Genomic DNA, 17,984 nt, shown 5'->3' with positions numbered 1-17,984 from the left:
ACGTATACCGACAGCGCCGGTCACGGTTAGCCTGTGCTGGTGCGTCATCGGTCGTGGCCCGGAGCATCCCAGCGGGGATGCACAGCTGTGCTGTCCTCGGCGTTGCTCACCTGCGCCATCGCATTCGGCCCGGTCGCGCCTGCCGCGCACGCCGACCCGGGATCGCCGTCCGGCCCCGAGTCCTGCGCCAACAGGCAGGCGCCCCCGTCGGCCGACGTGCCCTCCGAGGAACCGGCGCCCGGCGAGAGTGCTCCCGAGCCGCTCCCCGTGCCGGAGGAGCCGGTCGGTGGTGAACGCATGGCCGAGTGCGGTGTCGTACTGCCGGACGGCGCACCGGACCCCCCTGAGGAGGCGACCGCTTCCGCCTGGATGGTCTCCGACCTCGAGTCCGGGGACGTGCTGGCGGCCTCCGACCCGCACGGCAGGCACCGGCCGGCTTCGCTGATCAAGGTACTGCTGGCGGCCACCGTCATCGACGAGGTCGACCCGGACGAGGTCGTCACCGCGACGGAGGAGGACGTCGCGCAGGTCTGTACCTGCGTCGGCCTGGTCGAGGGTGAGGACTACACCGTCGAGGACTTGCTCACCGCTGCTCTGATCCATTCCGGGAACGACGCCGCGCACGCGCTCGGCAACGCCCTCGGTGGGATCCCGGAGGCGCTCGATGCGATGAACACGCTCGCCGAACGGCTGCAGGCGTTCGACACCCGTGCAGCCACCACATCGGGTCTTGACGGCCCCGGCATGTCCAGCTCGGCCTACGACCTGAGCGTGATCTTCCGGTACGCCCTGGGGCAGGCCCCGTTCAATGAGGCCGTGCGCACCAGCACGATGGACTTCTCGGTCGAACCCGACGAGGAACCCGTCACCCTGTACAACGACAACCGGCTGCTCAACTCCTACGAGGGGTTCCTCGGCGGCAAGACCGGCTACACGAACGCTGCGCGGCACACCTACCTCGGCGCCGCGCAGCGCGAGCACGCCACTGTCGCGGTGGTCCTGCTGCACGCGGAGGCCCGCCCGATACCGGTTCCCGAGCAAGCCTCCGCGCTACTCGACTACGGCTTCGACCTCGCCGAAGGCGATTACGATGCGGTCGGCCAGCTCGCGTCCGTCACCCGGCCGGAGTCCGAACCGGACGTCGCCGTGCAGGAGGGCGCGCAGCCGCCACACGATGACGACGCCACGAGCGCGTCCGGGGCCGGCAGTGCGTTGGGGCCGGTCATCGCCACCGTCGTCGCCCTTCTGGCGCTGCTGGGCATCATCGCGTTACGCCGCGAGAACAAGCAGGTGCCACGCCGGTAGCGGCGCATGCTACGCCGCCGGAACGCCCGCAGCGAACCGCTCGGCGACCACGGGCACATAGCCACGGGCATATCCGGTCCGGTTCGGATGGTACGACTCCAGGATCGGGTACGACACGCCGTTGATCCACTCCGCGCTGTCGCACACCGCGTGCCCGAGGAATGCCGCGCGCGGATCGGCGAAGCCGAAGCCGTGTGCTGCCGCCAGCTCACCGGTCACCTCCGCGAGCAGGTCCGCCGTGGCGTTCAGCTCCGCTTGCTCGCTCGGCGTGATCTGCGCGGCGAGGTTGCACTGCTCGCCGTTGAACAGGCGGGGGTAACCGACCGCGACAACGGTCGCGTTCGGGGCACGCTCGGCGATCTCGGCGTAGAGCGTGTCCAGCCTGCCGGGCAGGGACTCGGTGATGACCGTGTTCGCCGAGTCGATCTCGTCCCAGCAGGTATACGGCCACGGCCGGGCGCAGGCCGTCAGCACGCTCGCGAAACCGGCATCGTTGCCCCCTACCGAGACGGTCACGTGCGTCGTCGTGGCATCCAGCGAGTCCAGCTGGTTGGCCCGTACGGCGCTCACCCCTGCCCCGGAGCACGCCTGGAGGTCCAGACCCCCACCGAGCTCTGCGGACAGTAAGGCGGGGTAGCCGGCGGGCGAGCGGTAACACCCGTCGTCGGAGTCGTGGTATGTCCGGGTTCCGACGCCCGACGAGTAGGAGTCACCGAGAGCTACATAGGACACCTCGTCGGCGTGTGCGTGTCGCTCCGCGCCCGTGAACGTGCCCGTTGCGAGAGCGATGACCAGCATCAGGCGCAGCAACATCGGGGCACGGGACCGGCGCGGGAAGGCGAACCCACCGGCCCGGCCCGCGTGGTGCGGGTGGCCGGTGGCGGGCTGCGGCGAGCAGGCGGGGCGTTCGGGCATGGCGTGGTCGACCTCCGGCCCCAGAGGTTGCCGGACAGGCCACACCGGATCAATCGATCGAAAGAGAGAGCACGGCTCCCGATCGGTTACGCAGCGTCACTCCGCGCGCCCGTCCGGGGGCCGCTGCCCAGCGCTACCACGCGAGCGCCGCCACAACCAGCGCGCCCCGCCGCCGAGAAGCGCCCCGGTGCCGAGGATGCCGACGGTCTGGCGGGCGCTGGGTCCACGCCGCACATGCACGAGTGGCCGTACCTCTGCAGGGCCGGGCGGGTGGACGATCTGCACGATGTTCTCGGTCGCCGTGGCCGTCCACGCGGTGACGAACAGCAGGAAGCGGGAGACGATGTTGGCGAAGACCAGCAGCCCGATGATCGGCCCGAACAGCGCGCCGGTCGGCGAGGACATCACGCTGGCGATGAACAGGGACGCGATCTGCTTGAGGATCTCGAACCCCACCGCGGCGATCAGCGCGCCCTTGACGGCGCTACGCAACGTCACGCGCTCGCGCGGCAACCGCGCGATGACCCAGAGGAACACCAGCCAGTTCGCGGCGAGGGACAGCACGGTCATCAGCGTGGTCAGCCCGATCCTGGCCAGCAGGTCGTCCTCCAAGCCGACCAGGGTGAGCAGCGAGTTCGCCGCTGTGGACCCTGCGGTGGTCAACGCGAAGGAAACGATCAGGGCGAACCCCAGGCCGAGGAGTGCGAGCAGGTCGCGAGCCGTGCCCTTGAGCAGGGGGCGCTTCTTGCGTTCCTGGCCCCACTGCGCGGTGAGGGCGTCCCGCAGGTTGCGCATCCATCCGATACCGGAGTACAGGGCCGTGGCGAGCCCCAGAACCCCTACGGTCGCGCGAGAGTCCACTGCGGTCTCGACGACTTCCCCGACGGTCTCCCTGAGGCCGACGGGGGCGGCCCGTTGCAGTCGCGATTGCAGCTCGGCCAGCAGCGTGGGATCGGCGGCCAGCACGTAGCCTGCGATGGCGAAGCCGACCATCAGGATGGGTACGAGAGACAGCACGCTGAAGTACGTGATCGCTGCCGCGTAGTGAGTGCCGTACCGCTCGCCGAACGCCTCTTTCGCACGGACGAGGTGATCGATCGCCGGGTAGCGTTGCCGCACGTTCGGAACGACCTGCTGCGCGCCCCTGGCGACCTGCTGCGCCTTCTCCTTGGCCGGCCGGTTATCCGACCTACGTCGATCTGCTGCCACGTGCCAACGGTAACCGTTCGGCCGTGTTCCGCTGTGGACACCGTGCCGGTGTCGTACCGAGTGGCGTGCTCACCTACTCAGTAGCAGGGACCTACTCACCGTCCGTGTCCGGGCCGAGGGAGTCGAGCACGTCGCCGACGCGCTCGGCCTCGGCGGCGAGGAACTCCTGGTAGTGCGAGCCCGCGAGGTAAGCCTCCGACCAGCCGTACCGTTCGAGTGCCGCTGCCCACTCGGGTGACCGGCGCAGCTCGTCCAGCACCTCGAGCAGCACCGCACGGTCCTCCTCGTCCAGTCCGGGCGGTGCGAGTACCCCGCGCCAGTTCAGGAACTCGAGATCCATCCCCAGCTCACGCAACGTGGGGGCGTCGATACCGGCAACCCGCTCCGGCCCGGTCACAGCCAGCACCCGCAGCTCACCTGCTTCGACGGCGTGCAGGTGCTCACCAGCCCCCATAGCGGCGAAGTCGACCTCGTGACTGAGCAACGCCGCCAGGATCTCACCTCCCCCGTCGTAGGGTTCGTACTCGAGGCTCCCCGGGTCGACCCCGAGCTCCTCGGCGAGCAACATGACGGCGAGATGGTCCGGCCCGCCCGGCTGCGAGCCGCCTCCGGCCGAGATCTCCTCCGGGTGCCTGCGCAGCCGGTCGGTCAGCTCCGGCAGGTTCTCGTACTCGGACCCGGCGGGCACCACGATCGCCTCGGACTCCTCGATCAGCCTGGCGAGCGGGGTGAGCTCGGCGAGCTCACCGGTGAACCCGGTGATGTGGGCCGTGGCAACGAGCCCGAGGCCCATCTGCAGCAGCAGTGCCTCGTCACCTTCCTCGTAACGCACCCGGGACAGCGCGGCCATTCCCGCATCACCCGGCATGTTGACCACGTTCACGTCCTCGGCCAGCTCTGTCTCCTCGAGGGCACCGGACAGGGTGCGCGCGGTCTGGTCGAAACCCCCGCCGGGAGGTGTCGGCACGATGACGCGGAGCTCATCCGGCCCCAGCGCGGCGGTGCAGGCGGCGAGCAGCGCCGAGACCGCGACGACGGACAGGCGGGCGTACCGGGTCACGCTGCGGGAACCTCCCACCCGCGGTCGGCCCGCGCGCGCCTGCGCCGGATCAGGCCGACGACGGTCGGAAGCAGCGAGGCGGCCGCCAGCGCGAGCAGCACGGCTGGGATGGGTTTGGTCACGAACACCGACCAGTCGCCTCCGGATATCTGCAACGCCTGCCGCATGTTGCGCTCCATCAGTCCGCCGAGGATGAGGCCGAGTATCAGCGGTGCGGCCGGGAACGAGTTAGCCCGCATCAGGAACCCGAGCACACCGAAGCCGATCAGCAGCCACAGGTCGAACACGCTGAAGCTCAGACCGTACACACCCATCACGCAGAACACGACGACCAGCGGCAACAGCACCGCCTTCGGGGTGTTCAGCACCTTGGCGAACAGCGGGATCAGCGGCAGGTTCAGGATCAGCAGCACGATGCTACCGATGTACATGCTCGCCACGACACCCCAGAACACCCCGGGATGCTGCTCGAGCATCATCGGCCCGGGCCGCACACCCAGCACGAGCAAGGCACCGAGCAGGATGGCCGTCGTACCCGAACCGGGAACACCCAGGGTGAGCAGCGGGACGAAGGACCCGATCGCGGCACCGTTGTTACCTGCCTCCGGCGCGGCGACTCCCTTGATGTTGCCCGTGCCGAACGTGTCCCCGTCCGAGGCGATGCGCTTCTCGGTCGAGTACGACAGGAACGATGCGACGGTCGCGCCGGCTCCGGGAAGCACCCCCGTGAAGAAGCCGAGCACCGATCCCCGCAACGCGGGCGGGGTCATCGCCCTCACCTCGCGCTTGCTCAGCCGCAGCGACGTCACGCCGCCCTGCGCCCCTCCATGGCCGCGCCTGCTGAGCAAGACGAACACCTCGGCGAGCGCGAACACACCGAGCGCGACGATCAGGAAGTCGATGCCCTCGTACAGCTCCGGGCGGTCGAAGGTGAACCGCAGGGTTCCCGTCGCGGAGTCGATGCCGACGAGGGCGACGATCACGCCGACGACGGCCGAGATCAGCCCCTTGGTGACGTTCTTGCCCGCCAGCGACACGACTGCGGTCAGCCCGAGAACCATGAGCCCGAAGTACTCCGCAGGCCCGAAGCTGACCGCGACCTTGGACAGGGTCGGCGCGATCAGCATCAGGCCGACCACACCCACCGTGCCGCCGACGAACGAGGCGATGGCCGCCACGGCGAGCGCCTTGCCTGCCCTACCGTCCCGCGCCATCGGGTAGCCGTCGAACGAGGTGGCCACCGTTCCGGCGATGCCGGGCGCGTTGAGCAGGATCGACGAGGTCGAACCGCCGAAGACCGCGCCGTAGTAGACACCGGCGAGCATGATGATCGCGGTGGTCGGGTCCATGCCGAACGCGACGGGGATCATCAACGCGATCGCGGTCATCGGTCCCAGGCCGGGCAGGATCCCGATGATCGTGCCCGCGAGGACACCGACGAACACGAAGAGCAGGTTCTCCGGGCTCAGCGCCACGCTGAACCCGGACACCAGCTGGGTAAGCGTATCCATGGAAGGCTCCGTGAGGACGTACGTTCCGGTCCCGGAGGGCTAGAACGGGAGTGGACCGTTGGGCAGCGCCACGCCGAGCCCCTCGGACATGCCGATGTAGGCGGCGAGCGGGATGGTGACGCTGGTCAGCACGGTCACCAGATGCCTGGGGTAGCCCAGGTACCAGGCCGTCGACGCGATGTAGGCGGCCGTGGCCAGCACGAACCCGGCGACCGCGAACAGTGCCACGTACAGGCACGCCGCGACGAGGAACACGGCCAGCTCCAGCCGGGTGTCCCGCAGCCTGCCGAGCCCGACCTCGTCGGGCTCGGCAGGCTGTTCCGTTGCCGTTGCGTCCGTCGCGGTCTCGTCCTCCGCCTGCTCGGCACGCTGGAAGAACAGCATGGCCGCGAGGCCGAGGAGGAGGTAACCGAGTCCCCGTGGCAGGGTCGCCGGCTGGACGGGTACGTCGACGGCCACGAAGCCGGGAAGGTGGTACGCGCCGAGGAGGTACACCAGCGCGAACCCCGCGATCGCGACGGCGATCGTACGGTGCGAGAAGCGAAACTCCGTCATGGCCCGACGCCTTACTGGAGGCCGACCTCGTCGAGGATGTCGACGAACTCGGTGTGCTTCTCGTCGAGGAAGGCCTCGAAGTCCGCACTGTCCTGATAGGTGTCGGTCCAGCCGAGCTTGCTCGACTCCTCCTTCCAGGAGTCCTGCTCCATCATCTCCGCGAAGACCGACTCGTAGTAGGCGATCTCCTCCTGCGACATGTCCGGTGGGCCCATGACGCCGCGCCAGATGTCGAAGGTGAAGTCCACGCCGAGTTCGGTCAGCGTCGGCACGTCCGGCAGCACGTCGACCCGTTCAGAAGCCGACACGGCGAGTGCCTTCACCTCTCCGGCCTCGATCAGCTCCATGCTCTCGCCGGCACCGGAGACGGCCGCGTCGACGTGCCCGCCGAGCAGCGCGGTCGTGGCCTCGCCCCCGCCGTCGAAGGCGACGTAGTTGAGCTCGCCCGCGTCGACACCCGCGGCGTCGGCGGCACCGGCAAGGGCGACGTGGTCCATGCTGCCCGGCGCCGACCCGCCGGCGACACTGACCGCACCCGGGTCGTCCTCCAGCTCGTCGACGAGGTCGTCGAACGTCTCCATCGGAGAGTCGGCGGGTACCAGGTAGGTCATGTACTCGGTAGCGAGCCGCGAGATGGGGGTGAAGTCGCTATGGTCGTGATCGGACTCGCCTGCGAGCGGAACGAACAGGATGGGCGGGCTGGTCACGAACAGCTTGTGCGGGTCACCCGCGTTGTTGGCGATGTAGGACCAGCCGATGGCTCCGCCGCCGCCCGGCTTGTTGACGACCTGGACCGACTGGTCCACCAGGCCGGCGTCCTCCATGATCCTGCTGCTCGTGCGGGCCAGCGTGTCCCAGCCGCCGCCGGTGTCGGCGGGGGCGGTGATCTCGATCGGCTGCTGCGGGGTCCACTCCCCGCCGTCGTCTGCCCCCTCGGCGCCACAGCCGGCCAGCACCAACGCTGATGCCGCGAGCGCGGCAGGTACCGCACGCGTACGGGCACGGGTACCAGACATGTCGACCTCCCTGAGTTCTCGTTGCCATGTGATGGCTGTGAAGTGCTCCACATGCAACCAGCGGGCCTGCCGGCTCGGTAACCCTTGTGTGCGTTGCGAGGACAGTGAAGGTAGTGGCCGTTCTGGTCGTTGTGTTCACCGGGCGCTCGGGTGCGTGAACCCCGCGCACCAGGGAGGATGAGGTCCTGGACCGAACCCGGACGACCGCCTCCCGCGCGGTCCGGCCGACGACGCGAAAGGTGTGGCACGTGCGCCCCAGGCTCACCCTCGCCGGGCAGTTCCTCGCCATCCAGCTCGCGATCATCGTGCTCGTGCTCATCGCGATCACCGGGGTGTCCCTGGCGCAGGCCGACGCCGGATTCCGGCAGTCCGAGAGCCAGCGCATGCGCGCCATCGCCGAGACCGGAGCCACGAGGGAGGCCGTACGCGTCGGGCTACGCGACGTGGGCAACCAGGGCATACTGCAGCCGACGGCGGAGAGCCTGCGCAACCTCTCCGGGGCCGACAAGCTCATCATCACGCGCAGGGACCTGCGCATCCAGACCTCCCCGGACCCTGCCGATATCGACACGCAGCTCGACATCGGGGACAGTCCGGTGCTCGAGGGCCGCGCGTGGACCGGAATGGGCTCGATCGGCGGCGAGGAGTACCTGCTCGCGCACGTACCGGTCATCGGGGACGAGGGCGAGGTCATCGGGATGGTCGCGGCAGCGCGGCGCTACCCGGACCTGGCCCAGCGCCTGGTCACGGCCGCCCCGAACCTGCTCGTGTACCTGGGCATCGCGGGATCGGTCGGGATCACCGGCTCCGTACTGCTGGCACGCCGGGTCAAGCGGCAGACGCTGGGCCTGGAACCCACCGAGATCGCCCGGCTCGCCGAGCATCGCGAGGCCATCCTGCACGGCATCAAGGAAGGCGTACTCGCCCTGGACACCGACAACCGGATCACCCTGGTCAACGACACCGCTACGGAGCTGCTCCAGCTACCGCAGGACTGCGCGCACCGCCGTCTCGACGAGCTCGCCCTCGACCCCGGCCTGTACGAGGTCCTCACGACCACCGCTCGCGGGCGCGACCAGGTCGTACCCATGGGCGACCGGCTGGTGACACTCAACAGGATGCCGCTGGTCACCGACGGAAAGCACGCCGGAACGGTCACCACCATGCGTGACCGGACCGACCTCGTCGCGCTCAAGCACGAGCTCGATGTCACCCGCACCACCACCGAGGCCCTCCGCGCGCAGGCCCACGAGTTCAACAACCAGCTGCACGTCATCACCGGGCTGGTCGAGCTGGGCGAGTACGACGAAGTGAGCCAGTACGTCAACCGCATCGGCGGTGCGCGGGCGCGGCTCAGCGCGGACATCACCGCGCGAGTGGCCGACCCCTCGCTTGCCGCCCTGCTCATCGCGAAGGCGAGCAGGGCAGCCGAGCAGGGTGCCGAGCTGACCGTCTCGCAGCACACCGCGCTCGGACCGACGAGCGAGGAACTCTCCGCCGATCTGGTCACCGTCGTCGGCAACCTCGTCGACAACGCACTCGACGCTGTCCACTCCGGTCGCGCGGACAGCACCGACCGTTTCGTCGAGGTGGAACTGACCGACGGGAACGGCGGTGTGTGGGTGCGTGTGCGGGACTCCGGGCCGGGAGTGCCGAGCGAGCTCAGCGAGAAGATCTTCCAGCACGGCTTCTCCACGAAGGAATCCGGGGACCCCACCGAGCGCGGCCTCGGCCTCGCCATCATCCAGCTCATCTGCGCGCGCCGCGGCGGCGAGGTGCGCATGCAGGCGGCGGCGGGCCGGCAGCAGGGTGGGCCGGAGCCGGGTGACGAGGTCCGGGACAGCTCCGCGGTGCGGGGCGGAGCCGAGTTCATCGCGTACCTACCGTACGGGGCACCGGCGGAGAACACCGAGGAGCGCGGGAGTGTCACATGATCAGCGTCCTTGTCGTCGACGACGACTTCATGGTGTCGAGAGTGCACAGAGGAATCGTCGAGCGCATTCCGGGGTTCACCGTCGTCGGTGAGGCACGCACGGGACACGAGGCGCTCACCGCAGTACGGGACAGGCGACCGGACCTCGTGCTGCTCGACATCTACCTTCCCGACATGAGCGGGCTCGACGTCCTTCGCCGGCTGCGCAGCGGCGACGTGCCCGATGTGGACGTCCTGGTCATCACCGCCGCACGCGACGCCGAGACCGTGCGCACGGCCCTGCGCGGCGGGGTGGTGCACTACATCATCAAACCCTTCGACTCGGCTACCCTGCAGGCGCGGTTGTCCTCGTTCGCCGAGCAACGCAAGAAGCTGCACGAGATCAGCGACGCGGATCAGGCAGCGGTGGACAGGGTGTTCGGTACGTCCTCGGCGACTCCCCGGATGCCGAAAGGCCTCACCACGCAGACCGCCGAGCTGGTCAGGGACGCGCTGCTGGCCGCGGAGGACGGCCTGTCCGCGACGGAGTGCGCCGAAGCGACCGGCGTGTCACGGGTGAGTGCCAGGCGGTACCTGGAGTTCTTCGCGGAGTCGCGCCGCGCCGAGGTACGGCTGCGGTACGGGACGGCGGGACGCCCCGAACGCCGCTACCACTGGATCGCGGGCGCGTGACCGGACGTCTCCTGCGGCACGTCACGCACGCCGGTGGGGCGATCAGCCGAAACGGCCGGTGATGTAGTCCTCCGTAGCCTGCTCGCGCGGCGCCGAGAAGATCTTGGCGGTGGTGTCCATCTCGATGAGCTGACCCGGCTGACCGACGTCGGCGAGGTTGAAGAACCCGGTCGTGTCGCTCACCCGCGCGGCCTGCTGCATGTTATGGGTGACGATCACGATGGTGTAGTCGGGTTTGAGATCGTTGATCAGATCCTCGATCGCCTGGGTCGAGATCGGATCCAGCGCCGAGCACGGCTCGTCCATCAGCAACACCGCCGGGTCGACAGCGATGGCCCGTGCAATGCACAGCCGTTGCTGCTGTCCGCCGGAGATGCCGCCGCCCGGCCTGTGCAACCGGTCCTTGACCTCGTTCCACAGGTTCGCCGAGCGGAGCGAACGCTCCACGAGATCGTCGAGCTCGGAACGCTTCATCCGGACATTGTTCAGCCGGATCCCCGCTGCCACATTCTCGTAGATCGACATGGTCGGGAACGGGTTGGGACGCTGGAACACCATGCCGATCTCGCTACGGACGTCGACCGGATCCACGTTGCTGCCGTAGATGTCCCTGCCGTTGATCGCCACCTGTCCCTCGACCCTGGCCTTGGGAACGAGCTCGTGCATCCGGTTGAGCGAGCGAAGGAACGTGGACTTTCCACAGCCCGAAGGCCCGATCAGCGCGGTGACCGACCGGGGCTCGATCGTCATGGACACGCCCTGCACGGCGAGGAACTCGTCGTAGTAGATGTCGAGGTCTTTGACCTGAATGTGTTTGGCCACAGCGGGGTCCTTAGCTACTTGTCGGTTGCGCACCGTCTCCGGTGGACGTGGTCTGGGGCGCAGCGATGGGACCGTGAGGCTCAGCCTCCGGACTTGGGGGCGAACCGGTGCGAGATGAGCCGGGCAACGAGGTTGAGCGCCATCACGATGATGATCAACAGCAGCGCGGCGCTCCACGCGCGATCCAGAGAGGGATCCGGCGGCACACCCGGGTTCACGTACTGGTAGTAGGCCGACACCGGTAGCGTCGCCATACGCCCGTCGAAGGGGTTGAGGTTGACGCTCTGCGTGATCCCCACCGTCACCAGCAACGGCGCCGTCTCACCGATCACTCTGGCGATGGCGAGCGTGACACCGGTGGCGATGCCTGCGAGTGCCGTGGGGATCACCACTTTCAGGATCATCCGCCACTTCGGCACGGCGAGCGCATAAGCCGCCTCACGCAGCTCGTTGGGCACGAGCTTGAGCATCTCCTCCGTGGAGCGCACGACCACAGGGATCATCAGCACGCTCAGCGCGACCGCACCCATGAGCCCCATGCGAACTCCGGGACCGAGGATGAGCGCGAACAGCGCGTACGCGAACAGCCCGGCCACGATCGACGGGATACCGGTCATGACATCCACGAAGAACGTGATGACCGTGGCAAGCCTTCCCTTGGCGTACTCGACCAGGTAGACGCCACACAGCATGCCGACGGGCACCGAGATCAGCGTCGCGAGGCCGGTGATCATCAGAGTGCCGGTGATCGCGTGGTAGACACCACCGCCCTCGCCGACGACGCCACGCATCGAGAAGGTGAAGAACTCCACGTCCATTCGCGCCGTGCCCCTGCTGATCACCGTAGCCAGCACGGAGATCAACGGAGCGAGCGCGAGCAGGAAGGCGGACGTGACGACCGTGGTCACCGCGCGGTCCTTCGCCTTGCGCGGGCCTTCGACCAGCCGCGAGACCGTCACGACGCAGGCCACGTAGAGCACCACGGTCAGCACGGCGCCGAGGCCCGCGCTCACACCGGCGAGTGTGACGGTGCCGCCGACGGCGATCGCGACGGCCAGCGCGGCGTACGGGGCCCAGGGCGGCAGCGTCCTGCGTACCGGCGCCGCTTCGGTGAGCGTGAGGTCCGACTCTCGTTCTGTCCTGGTGGGCACGCTCATCAGTTCGCTCCCGAGAACTCGCTACGGCGGTTGATCACCGTGCGGGCGGCCATGTTGACGGCGAAGGTCACGGCGAAGAGTACGAGCCCCGAGGCGATGAGCGTGTTGACGGCCAGGCCGGTCGACTCGGGAAACTGCAGCGCGATGTCGGCGGCGATGGTGGACGGGTTACCCGAGCTGATCAGGTTGACCGTCACACCTCCCGAAACCGAGAGCACGATCGTCACCGCCATCGTCTCGCCGAGCGCGCGCCCCAACCCCAGCATCGACGCACCGATGATCGCGGAACGGCCGAACGGCAGCACCGCCATCCGCAGCATCTCCCACTGTGTCGCGCCGAGTGCGCGCGCCGCTTCCTCGTGCAGCCGCGGAACCTGACGGAACGCCTCGCGCACGACCGCTGTGATGATCGGCAGGATCATCACAGCGAGCACCAGGATCGCGACGAGCATGGTTCGCCCGGTCGCCGAGACCGGACCGGCGAACAGCGGGATGAACCCGAGATTGTCGGCCAGCCACCCGCTCGGTCCCACGGTCGCCGGGGCGAGCACCGTGAAGCCCCAGAGCCCGTAGATGATGCTCGGCACCGCCGCCAACAGGTCGATGAGGTAACCGAGCCCCTGGGCAAGGGCGCGCGGCGCGTAGTACGTGACGAACAGCGCGATCGTGACCGCGAGCGGGGCGGCGATCAGCAGGGCGAAGACGGCCGAGAGCGCGGTGCCGAACAGCAACGGCCATACGTACAACGCCACGCCACGCCCACCGGGTACCTCCTCCGGTGGAGCGGTCAGCGCAGGCCAGGCCTCAACCAGGAGGAAGGCGGCCACGCCCGCGAGCACGAAGAGGATCAGCAGACCGGCGCCGGTCGACAGTCCGGCGAAGACCCGGTCGCCTGCGCGCAGTCGGGGGCGAGCGACCGCGCTGGGTGTTTCGCTCAAAGGCACAGCCTGGTATCCCTTTCCCTGGTGTCGTGGTAGCCGGCCAACGCCGGGTCACCCGGTGGCCCGGGGTGATCCCGTACAGGGCCTCCGGGCAGGCACAGGACGTCATCCGGGCAGCCGTCGGGTACGGCTACCCGGATGACCGGTCGCTGTGCGTTCAGGTCGCGCCGATGGCCTCGATCGCCGGCGTGATCTGTTCGCGGAGCTCGTCGGAGATCGGCGCGGAGCCTGCGTTCTCGGCCGCCTGCTGCTGCCCCTCTTCACTGGCCATGAAGGTGAAGTACTCCCGGACCAGCTCACCGACCTGGTCGTCGTCGTACTCGGTGCAGGCGAGCCCGTAGGAGACGAGCACGATCGGGTACGTGCCTTCCTCCGTGGTGTCCCTCGCCAGTTCATAGGCGAAGCTGTTCTCGCCCCTGCCTTCGACCCGCTCGGAGACGTCCAGGACGGTGGACGCGGCCTCCGGCGAGTAGTTCACGAACTCGTCGCCGACTCCCACGGCCACAGTAGACAGATCGCCCGCCTGGCTTGCGTCGGCGTAGCCGATGGTGCCGTCGCCGTTGCGTACCGCCTCGACCACACCCGACGTCCCCTGCGCTGCCTCGCCGCCACCGACGGGCCAGTCACCACTCGGCTCGTGCGGCCACGCGTCGCCTGCGGCTGCGGTCAAGTACTCCAGGAAGTTCTCGGTGGTGCCGGACTCGTCCGAACGGTTCACCGGGCTGATGGGCAAGGACGGGAGCTCGGCGTCCGGATTGTCCTCGGCGATCGCCGGATCGTCCCACTCGGTGATGTCCTGGTTGAAGATGCCGGCGATGGTCCGCGGTGACAGGTTCAGCTCGTCGACACCGTCCAGATTGAACACGATCGCCACCGGCGATATGTAGAGCGGGACCTCGATGAAGTCGGCACACCGATCCTGCGCGGCGGCGAGCTCGTCATCATCGAGGTACGCGTCCGTGCCTCCGAAGTCGGACCCGCCGCTGACGAACTGCTCCCGGCCCCCTCCGGAGCCGATCGGGTCGTAGTTCACCGTGACGTCCGGATACTGGTCCTGGAAGCCCGCCGTCCATGCCTGCTGTGCGGCCTGCTGCGAGCTGGCGCCCGCGCCGGAGATCGTTCCGGCGAGCTCGCTCTCCTCCGCGGAACCTTCGTTGGCGGCACCGCATGCCGCGACTCCGAGTACGAGGGCGCCGGCTGTCGGTAACGCAACGAAGCGGCCAAGGCTGGTGCGATTCACGATCGACCTCTTTCGGGGTATTGTGCTCGATTCCCTCCGCGCGATAACGCGGACAGGTCGAACGCTAGGAGGGCGACGTGACACGAAAGGGCACTGCAGGTGAACCGAAAGGGAACAGCAAGGGGCGATGGTTCACCCTCAGGGGGACGTCACAGTGAAACAACGAAGTGTCGAGCTGCGGTATGAGACAGCCGACAGTACACTGCGCGCCGGGTCGACCGCAGGTACGCTGTAGCATCACGTTCCGCGAGCGGCATCACCGGGTGCTCACGCGTGAGTGTGATGTCAGTCGCACGACCCGGTCACTGCCCGAGCCCGGCGCGGGTACGCAGGCGAAGGCGTGGTGAACGCCGGTTGGGGACGAGGCCACGCACCGGGCTCCGGTGCAGCGTCCGGTTCAGCTCGATCCTGATCAGCTCGCGGGCGCGGAAACCGCACCGTACGTCGTCGTACGCTCGCGGGCGGGCCGTCCCGCGAGCGCGGCGAGGTTCTCCAGCTCGGCGATCGTGCGGGCCGAGCCGTGCTCGGAACCTGCCATCCGGGAGATGGTCTCCTCCATCAGAGTCCCACCGACGTCGTTGGCCCCGCCGCGCAGCACCTGCGCGGTGCCCTGCTCGCCGAGCTTGACCCAGGAGCACTGCACGTTGGCGATCCGGCCGTGCAGCGCCAGGCGCGCAAAGGCATGCACCGCGCGGTTGTCCCGCACCGTCGGGCCCGGTCTTGCCACGCCTGCCAGGTAGATCGGCGCGTTGTGGTGCACGAACGGCAGAGCGACGAACTCCGTGAAGCCCGCGGTGCCGTGTTCGGCTGCCCTGTCTGCCACACCGGCCAGCGTGCGCAGGTGCCCGACCCAGTGATCCGGCCGGTCCACGTGCCCGTACATCATCGTGCTGCTCGACGGCAGCCCAAGCCGGTGCGCGGTGCTGATCACGTCGACCCAGGTGGCGGCAGGTAGCTTGCCCTTGGTCAGGACCCACCGCACGTCGTCATCGAGGATCTCCGCCGCCGTGCCCGGCACGGAGTCGAGACCGGCATCGCGCAACTCGGTCAACCACTCGGCCACGCTGACCCCGGCCTTGGAAGCAGCCGAGACCACCTCCATCGGGGAGAACGCGTGCACGTGTATCCCCGGCACCCGTGCCTTGATCGCCCGCACGATCTCTGCGTAGTACGTGACAGGCAGCTTCGGGTCGATCCCGCCCTGCATGCACACCTCAGTCGCCCCGGCGGCGGCTGCCTCGGCCGCCCGGTCGGCCACGTCCTCCGCCGACAGCCGGAACGCGTCGGCGTCCCGCTCACGCTGCGCGAAAGCGCAGAACCGGCACCCGACATAGCACACGTTGGAGAAGTTGATGTTGCGGTTGACCACGTAGGTGACGTCGTCGCCTGCCACATCGGCGCGCAACTCGTCGGCGAGCTCGGCCAGCGATTCCAACGCAGGGCCGTCCGCGGTCAACAGCGCCAACGCCGCGTCGGCGTGCGCGGGGTCGAGCAACGCGGCAGGGTCTCGGCGGGCGAGATCGAGGCCGTCGCGAGCATCGGAGTCGATGCGTTCCGGGGCGCCGCGATCGCGCACCGCCTCGCGCAGCATCTCCCAGTCGCCGTACACGCTGTCGAAGTCGCCGCGGCGGTCCCCTGTCCTGCCCTCGGTGTCGATCGCGGTGTGCAGGTCGGCCCGGCCCGTCGTCTCGAGCCCACCGTCCGGCTCCTGCCACGGCCTGCCCTCGACAACCGAGTCGCCGGCAGCGAGCCCGTCATCGGCTGCGAGCGCGCGGACGTGCTCGTGCAGCCGGATGTCGATCCACTTCTCGGCCGCGTTGACGTACCGGGGATAGGCGGTCAGCCGCTCACGCAGCTCGAAACCGGCATCGGCCGTCCACCCGGCCAGCTCCTCGATCCGCGGCCACGGGCTCTCCGGGTTGACGTGGTCCGGGGTCACCGGAGAGACACCGCCCCAGTCGTCGATGCCGGCACGCAGCAGCAGGGCATGCTCCTGCCCGGCCAGGTTGGGCGGGGCCTGGATACTGACCCCGGGCGGCATCAACAGCCGCGCCACCGCCACGGTGGCTGCCAGCTCCTCCAGGTCCGTATCCGGCTCCGAGCGCATCGCGGTATCCGGCTTGGCGCGGAAGTTCTGCACGATGACTTCCTGGATATGGCGGTACTGCCGAGCGCGCTGCCGGATCGCCAGCAGCGACTCGGCCCTCTCGGTGTGGGTCTCCCCGATCCCGACCAGGATGCCGGTGGTGAACGGCACGCCGACCCGCCCGGCGTCGTCGAGTACCCGCAACCGGACGGCTGGCTCCTTGTCCGGGCTTGCGTAGTGCGGTTGCCCCTTCTGGGACCACAGCCGCTCGGCCGTGGTCTCCAGCATCATGCCCATGCTCGGTGATACCGGCTTCAGCCGCTGCAGCTCCTCCCAGCTCATCACCCCCGGATTCAGGTGTGGCAGCAGGCCGGTCTCCTCGAGTACCGCGATCGCGCACGCGCGCACGTAGTCCAGCGTGGAGTCGTACCCTCGCGCGGCGAGCCACTCCCGCGCCTGCGGCCAGCGATCCTCCGGACGGTCCCCCAGGGTGAACAGCGCTTCCCTGCAGCCCGCTTCGGCTCCGGCCCTCGCGATCTCCACGACCTCGTCGCGCTCCATGAAGAGCTGGTCCAGCTTGCCCGGGACGGAGACGAACGTGCAGTAGTGACACCGGTCCCTGCAGAGGTGGGTGAGGGGGACGAACACCTTGCGGCTGTACGTCACCACACCGCTGCGTCCCTGGTCCGTCGTGTGTGCCGCACGCACCCGCGAGGCCGCGCCCAGCAGGCGCTCCAGGTCGTCGCCCCGCGCGTGCAGCAACGTCGCCGCTTCGGACACATCCAGCGGCACACCGTCCTCTGCGCGCCGCAAGGCACGGCGCAACGCGGACGTCGTCGGCGCGGAGTCGGACGTGGGGTGAGGTGTGGAATCAGCCATGATCGCGAGACTACGACTCACGTCGCTGTACTGGCCAACAACCGCGCAGTCTCGCGGGGTCCCGCTAGGCCGGCGAGGATCCGTCCACGCGCGTCGACCGGTCCGCTGCACGAGCACGGTCACCGACCCAGCCGGACGTCGCGGTTCGGGACGTAACGGCCGACGGGATCTGCCCCGAAGGGTCAGCAGTGCGGTTCTGACCAGCGGAATCACCGCGCTCGCCGGAACCACGCCTACTTGCCGCACGGAGGAGCCCGGCGCACAACCCGGACACACCGAGTCCGACCGCGATCACCCCGACGGGCCCAAGCAAGCCGAACGGGACACCCGCTTGTGTTGCCTGCGCCACAATTATCCGAGCCTCCGCCGCGGCAACTCCGGAAACACTCGCGAACCCTGCCATGGCACCCCCAGCAACACCTTCCGGCTCGCCGGCGGCGACCCCAGCGGAAGCGAGGAGCCAGCCGAGCACGAGCGCACTGCATGCTCCGACGTGCCGAACGCTCCGCGTCAGCGACGGAACTCGACTACGCACCGAAGCACCTCCAGCGATACACGTCCCTCGTTCGAACGAGGCACGAGTAACAGTGACGGTCAGAAACTACCGGAGGTGAGTAACAGGCGGGACGCCACCCCGCTGAAACACGCACGACCCGGTCTTGCCGTCGCGGTACGCCGCGTGA

Annotated in this window: 14 protein-coding genes; 3 read left to right on the top strand and 11 right to left on the bottom strand. The window is 68.8% G+C overall.

Annotated features, from left to right (window positions below; all coding sequences use genetic code 11):
- The first annotated feature begins 39 nt into the window (after positions 1 to 39).
- A complete protein-coding gene (locus CHB84_RS04405; protein ID WP_245818552.1) occupies positions 40 to 1,305 on the top strand; it encodes a D-alanyl-D-alanine carboxypeptidase family protein in 1,266 nt (421 codons plus the stop codon).
- 9 nt (positions 1,306 to 1,314) lie between these two features.
- Here CHB84_RS04405 and CHB84_RS04400 read toward each other — a convergent pair whose 3' ends face one another.
- The 6 genes from CHB84_RS04400 to CHB84_RS04375 all read right to left on the bottom strand — a co-directional run bounded on the left by CHB84_RS04400 (position 1,315) and on the right by CHB84_RS04375 (position 7,571).
- Complete coding sequence (locus CHB84_RS04400) at positions 1,315 to 2,220, bottom strand: SGNH/GDSL hydrolase family protein (protein WP_217898464.1); 906 nt, start codon at positions 2,218 to 2,220, stop codon at positions 1,315 to 1,317.
- 96 nt (positions 2,221 to 2,316) lie between these two features.
- A complete protein-coding gene (gene yhjD / locus CHB84_RS04395) occupies positions 2,317 to 3,429 on the bottom strand; it encodes an inner membrane protein YhjD (RefSeq protein ID WP_089300192.1) in 1,113 nt (370 codons plus the stop codon).
- 91 nt (positions 3,430 to 3,520) lie between these two features.
- On the bottom strand, positions 3,521 to 4,489 hold the full coding sequence (locus CHB84_RS04390) for a tripartite tricarboxylate transporter substrate binding protein (RefSeq protein WP_089300191.1): 969 nt from the start codon (positions 4,487 to 4,489) through the stop codon (positions 3,521 to 3,523).
- Positions 4,486 to 6,000 carry a tripartite tricarboxylate transporter permease gene (locus tag CHB84_RS04385; protein WP_089300190.1) on the bottom strand — a complete coding sequence of 505 codons (1,515 nt, stop codon included), beginning with the start codon at positions 5,998 to 6,000 and terminating at the stop codon, positions 4,486 to 4,488. The genes CHB84_RS04390 and CHB84_RS04385 overlap by 4 nt, the downstream gene beginning before the upstream one ends.
- A 39-nt stretch (positions 6,001 to 6,039) precedes the next feature.
- Positions 6,040 to 6,555, bottom strand: coding sequence for a tripartite tricarboxylate transporter TctB family protein (locus CHB84_RS04380; protein ID WP_089300189.1), 516 nt, complete (start codon positions 6,553 to 6,555; stop codon positions 6,040 to 6,042).
- 11 nt (positions 6,556 to 6,566) lie between these two features.
- Positions 6,567 to 7,571, bottom strand: coding sequence for a tripartite tricarboxylate transporter substrate binding protein (locus CHB84_RS04375; RefSeq protein WP_089300323.1), 1,005 nt, complete (start codon positions 7,569 to 7,571; stop codon positions 6,567 to 6,569).
- 248 nt (positions 7,572 to 7,819) lie between these two features.
- Here CHB84_RS04375 and CHB84_RS04370 point away from each other — a divergent pair, with 248 nt between their 5' ends.
- Together CHB84_RS04370 and CHB84_RS04365 are read left to right on the top strand one after the other, a co-directional pair.
- Complete coding sequence (locus CHB84_RS04370; protein WP_089300188.1) at positions 7,820 to 9,505, top strand: sensor histidine kinase; 1,686 nt, start codon at positions 7,820 to 7,822, stop codon at positions 9,503 to 9,505.
- Positions 9,502 to 10,176: a response regulator gene (locus CHB84_RS04365; RefSeq protein WP_089300187.1), complete on the top strand. Its 675-nt coding sequence runs from the start codon at positions 9,502 to 9,504 to the stop codon at positions 10,174 to 10,176. Before CHB84_RS04370 ends, CHB84_RS04365 begins: the two co-directional genes overlap by 4 nt.
- Positions 10,177 to 10,218: 42 nt before the next feature.
- Here the strand turns inward: CHB84_RS04365 and pstB are convergent, their stop codons facing one another.
- From pstB to CHB84_RS04340, 5 genes are all read right to left on the bottom strand, one after another.
- Positions 10,219 to 10,998 carry a phosphate ABC transporter ATP-binding protein PstB gene (pstB, locus tag CHB84_RS04360; protein ID WP_089300186.1) on the bottom strand — a complete coding sequence of 260 codons (780 nt, stop codon included), beginning with the start codon at positions 10,996 to 10,998 and terminating at the stop codon, positions 10,219 to 10,221.
- Between the two features lie 80 nt (positions 10,999 to 11,078).
- Positions 11,079 to 12,149 (bottom strand): phosphate ABC transporter permease PstA, encoded by a 1,071-nt coding sequence (pstA, locus tag CHB84_RS04355; protein ID WP_425432277.1) that lies wholly within the window; start codon positions 12,147 to 12,149, stop codon positions 11,079 to 11,081.
- Between the two features lie 5 nt (positions 12,150 to 12,154).
- A complete protein-coding gene (pstC, locus tag CHB84_RS04350) occupies positions 12,155 to 13,099 on the bottom strand; it encodes a phosphate ABC transporter permease subunit PstC (protein WP_089300184.1) in 945 nt (314 codons plus the stop codon).
- A 154-nt stretch (positions 13,100 to 13,253) separates the two neighbouring features.
- Complete coding sequence (locus CHB84_RS04345; protein WP_089300183.1) at positions 13,254 to 14,336, bottom strand: phosphate ABC transporter substrate-binding protein PstS; 1,083 nt, start codon at positions 14,334 to 14,336, stop codon at positions 13,254 to 13,256.
- Between the two features lie 412 nt (positions 14,337 to 14,748).
- Positions 14,749 to 17,301, bottom strand: a complete 2,553-nt coding sequence (locus CHB84_RS04340) for a bifunctional FO biosynthesis protein CofGH (RefSeq protein ID WP_089300182.1) — start codon at positions 17,299 to 17,301, stop codon at positions 14,749 to 14,751.
- Positions 17,302 to 17,984 lie beyond the last annotated feature (683 nt).

This window comes from Haloechinothrix alba (genome assembly GCF_900188115.1).
GTDB classification, from domain to species: domain Bacteria; phylum Actinomycetota; class Actinomycetes; order Mycobacteriales; family Pseudonocardiaceae; genus Haloechinothrix; species Haloechinothrix alba.
The sequence above is the reverse complement of the archived record's forward strand: the minus strand, read 5'-3'. Positions and strand labels throughout refer to the sequence as shown.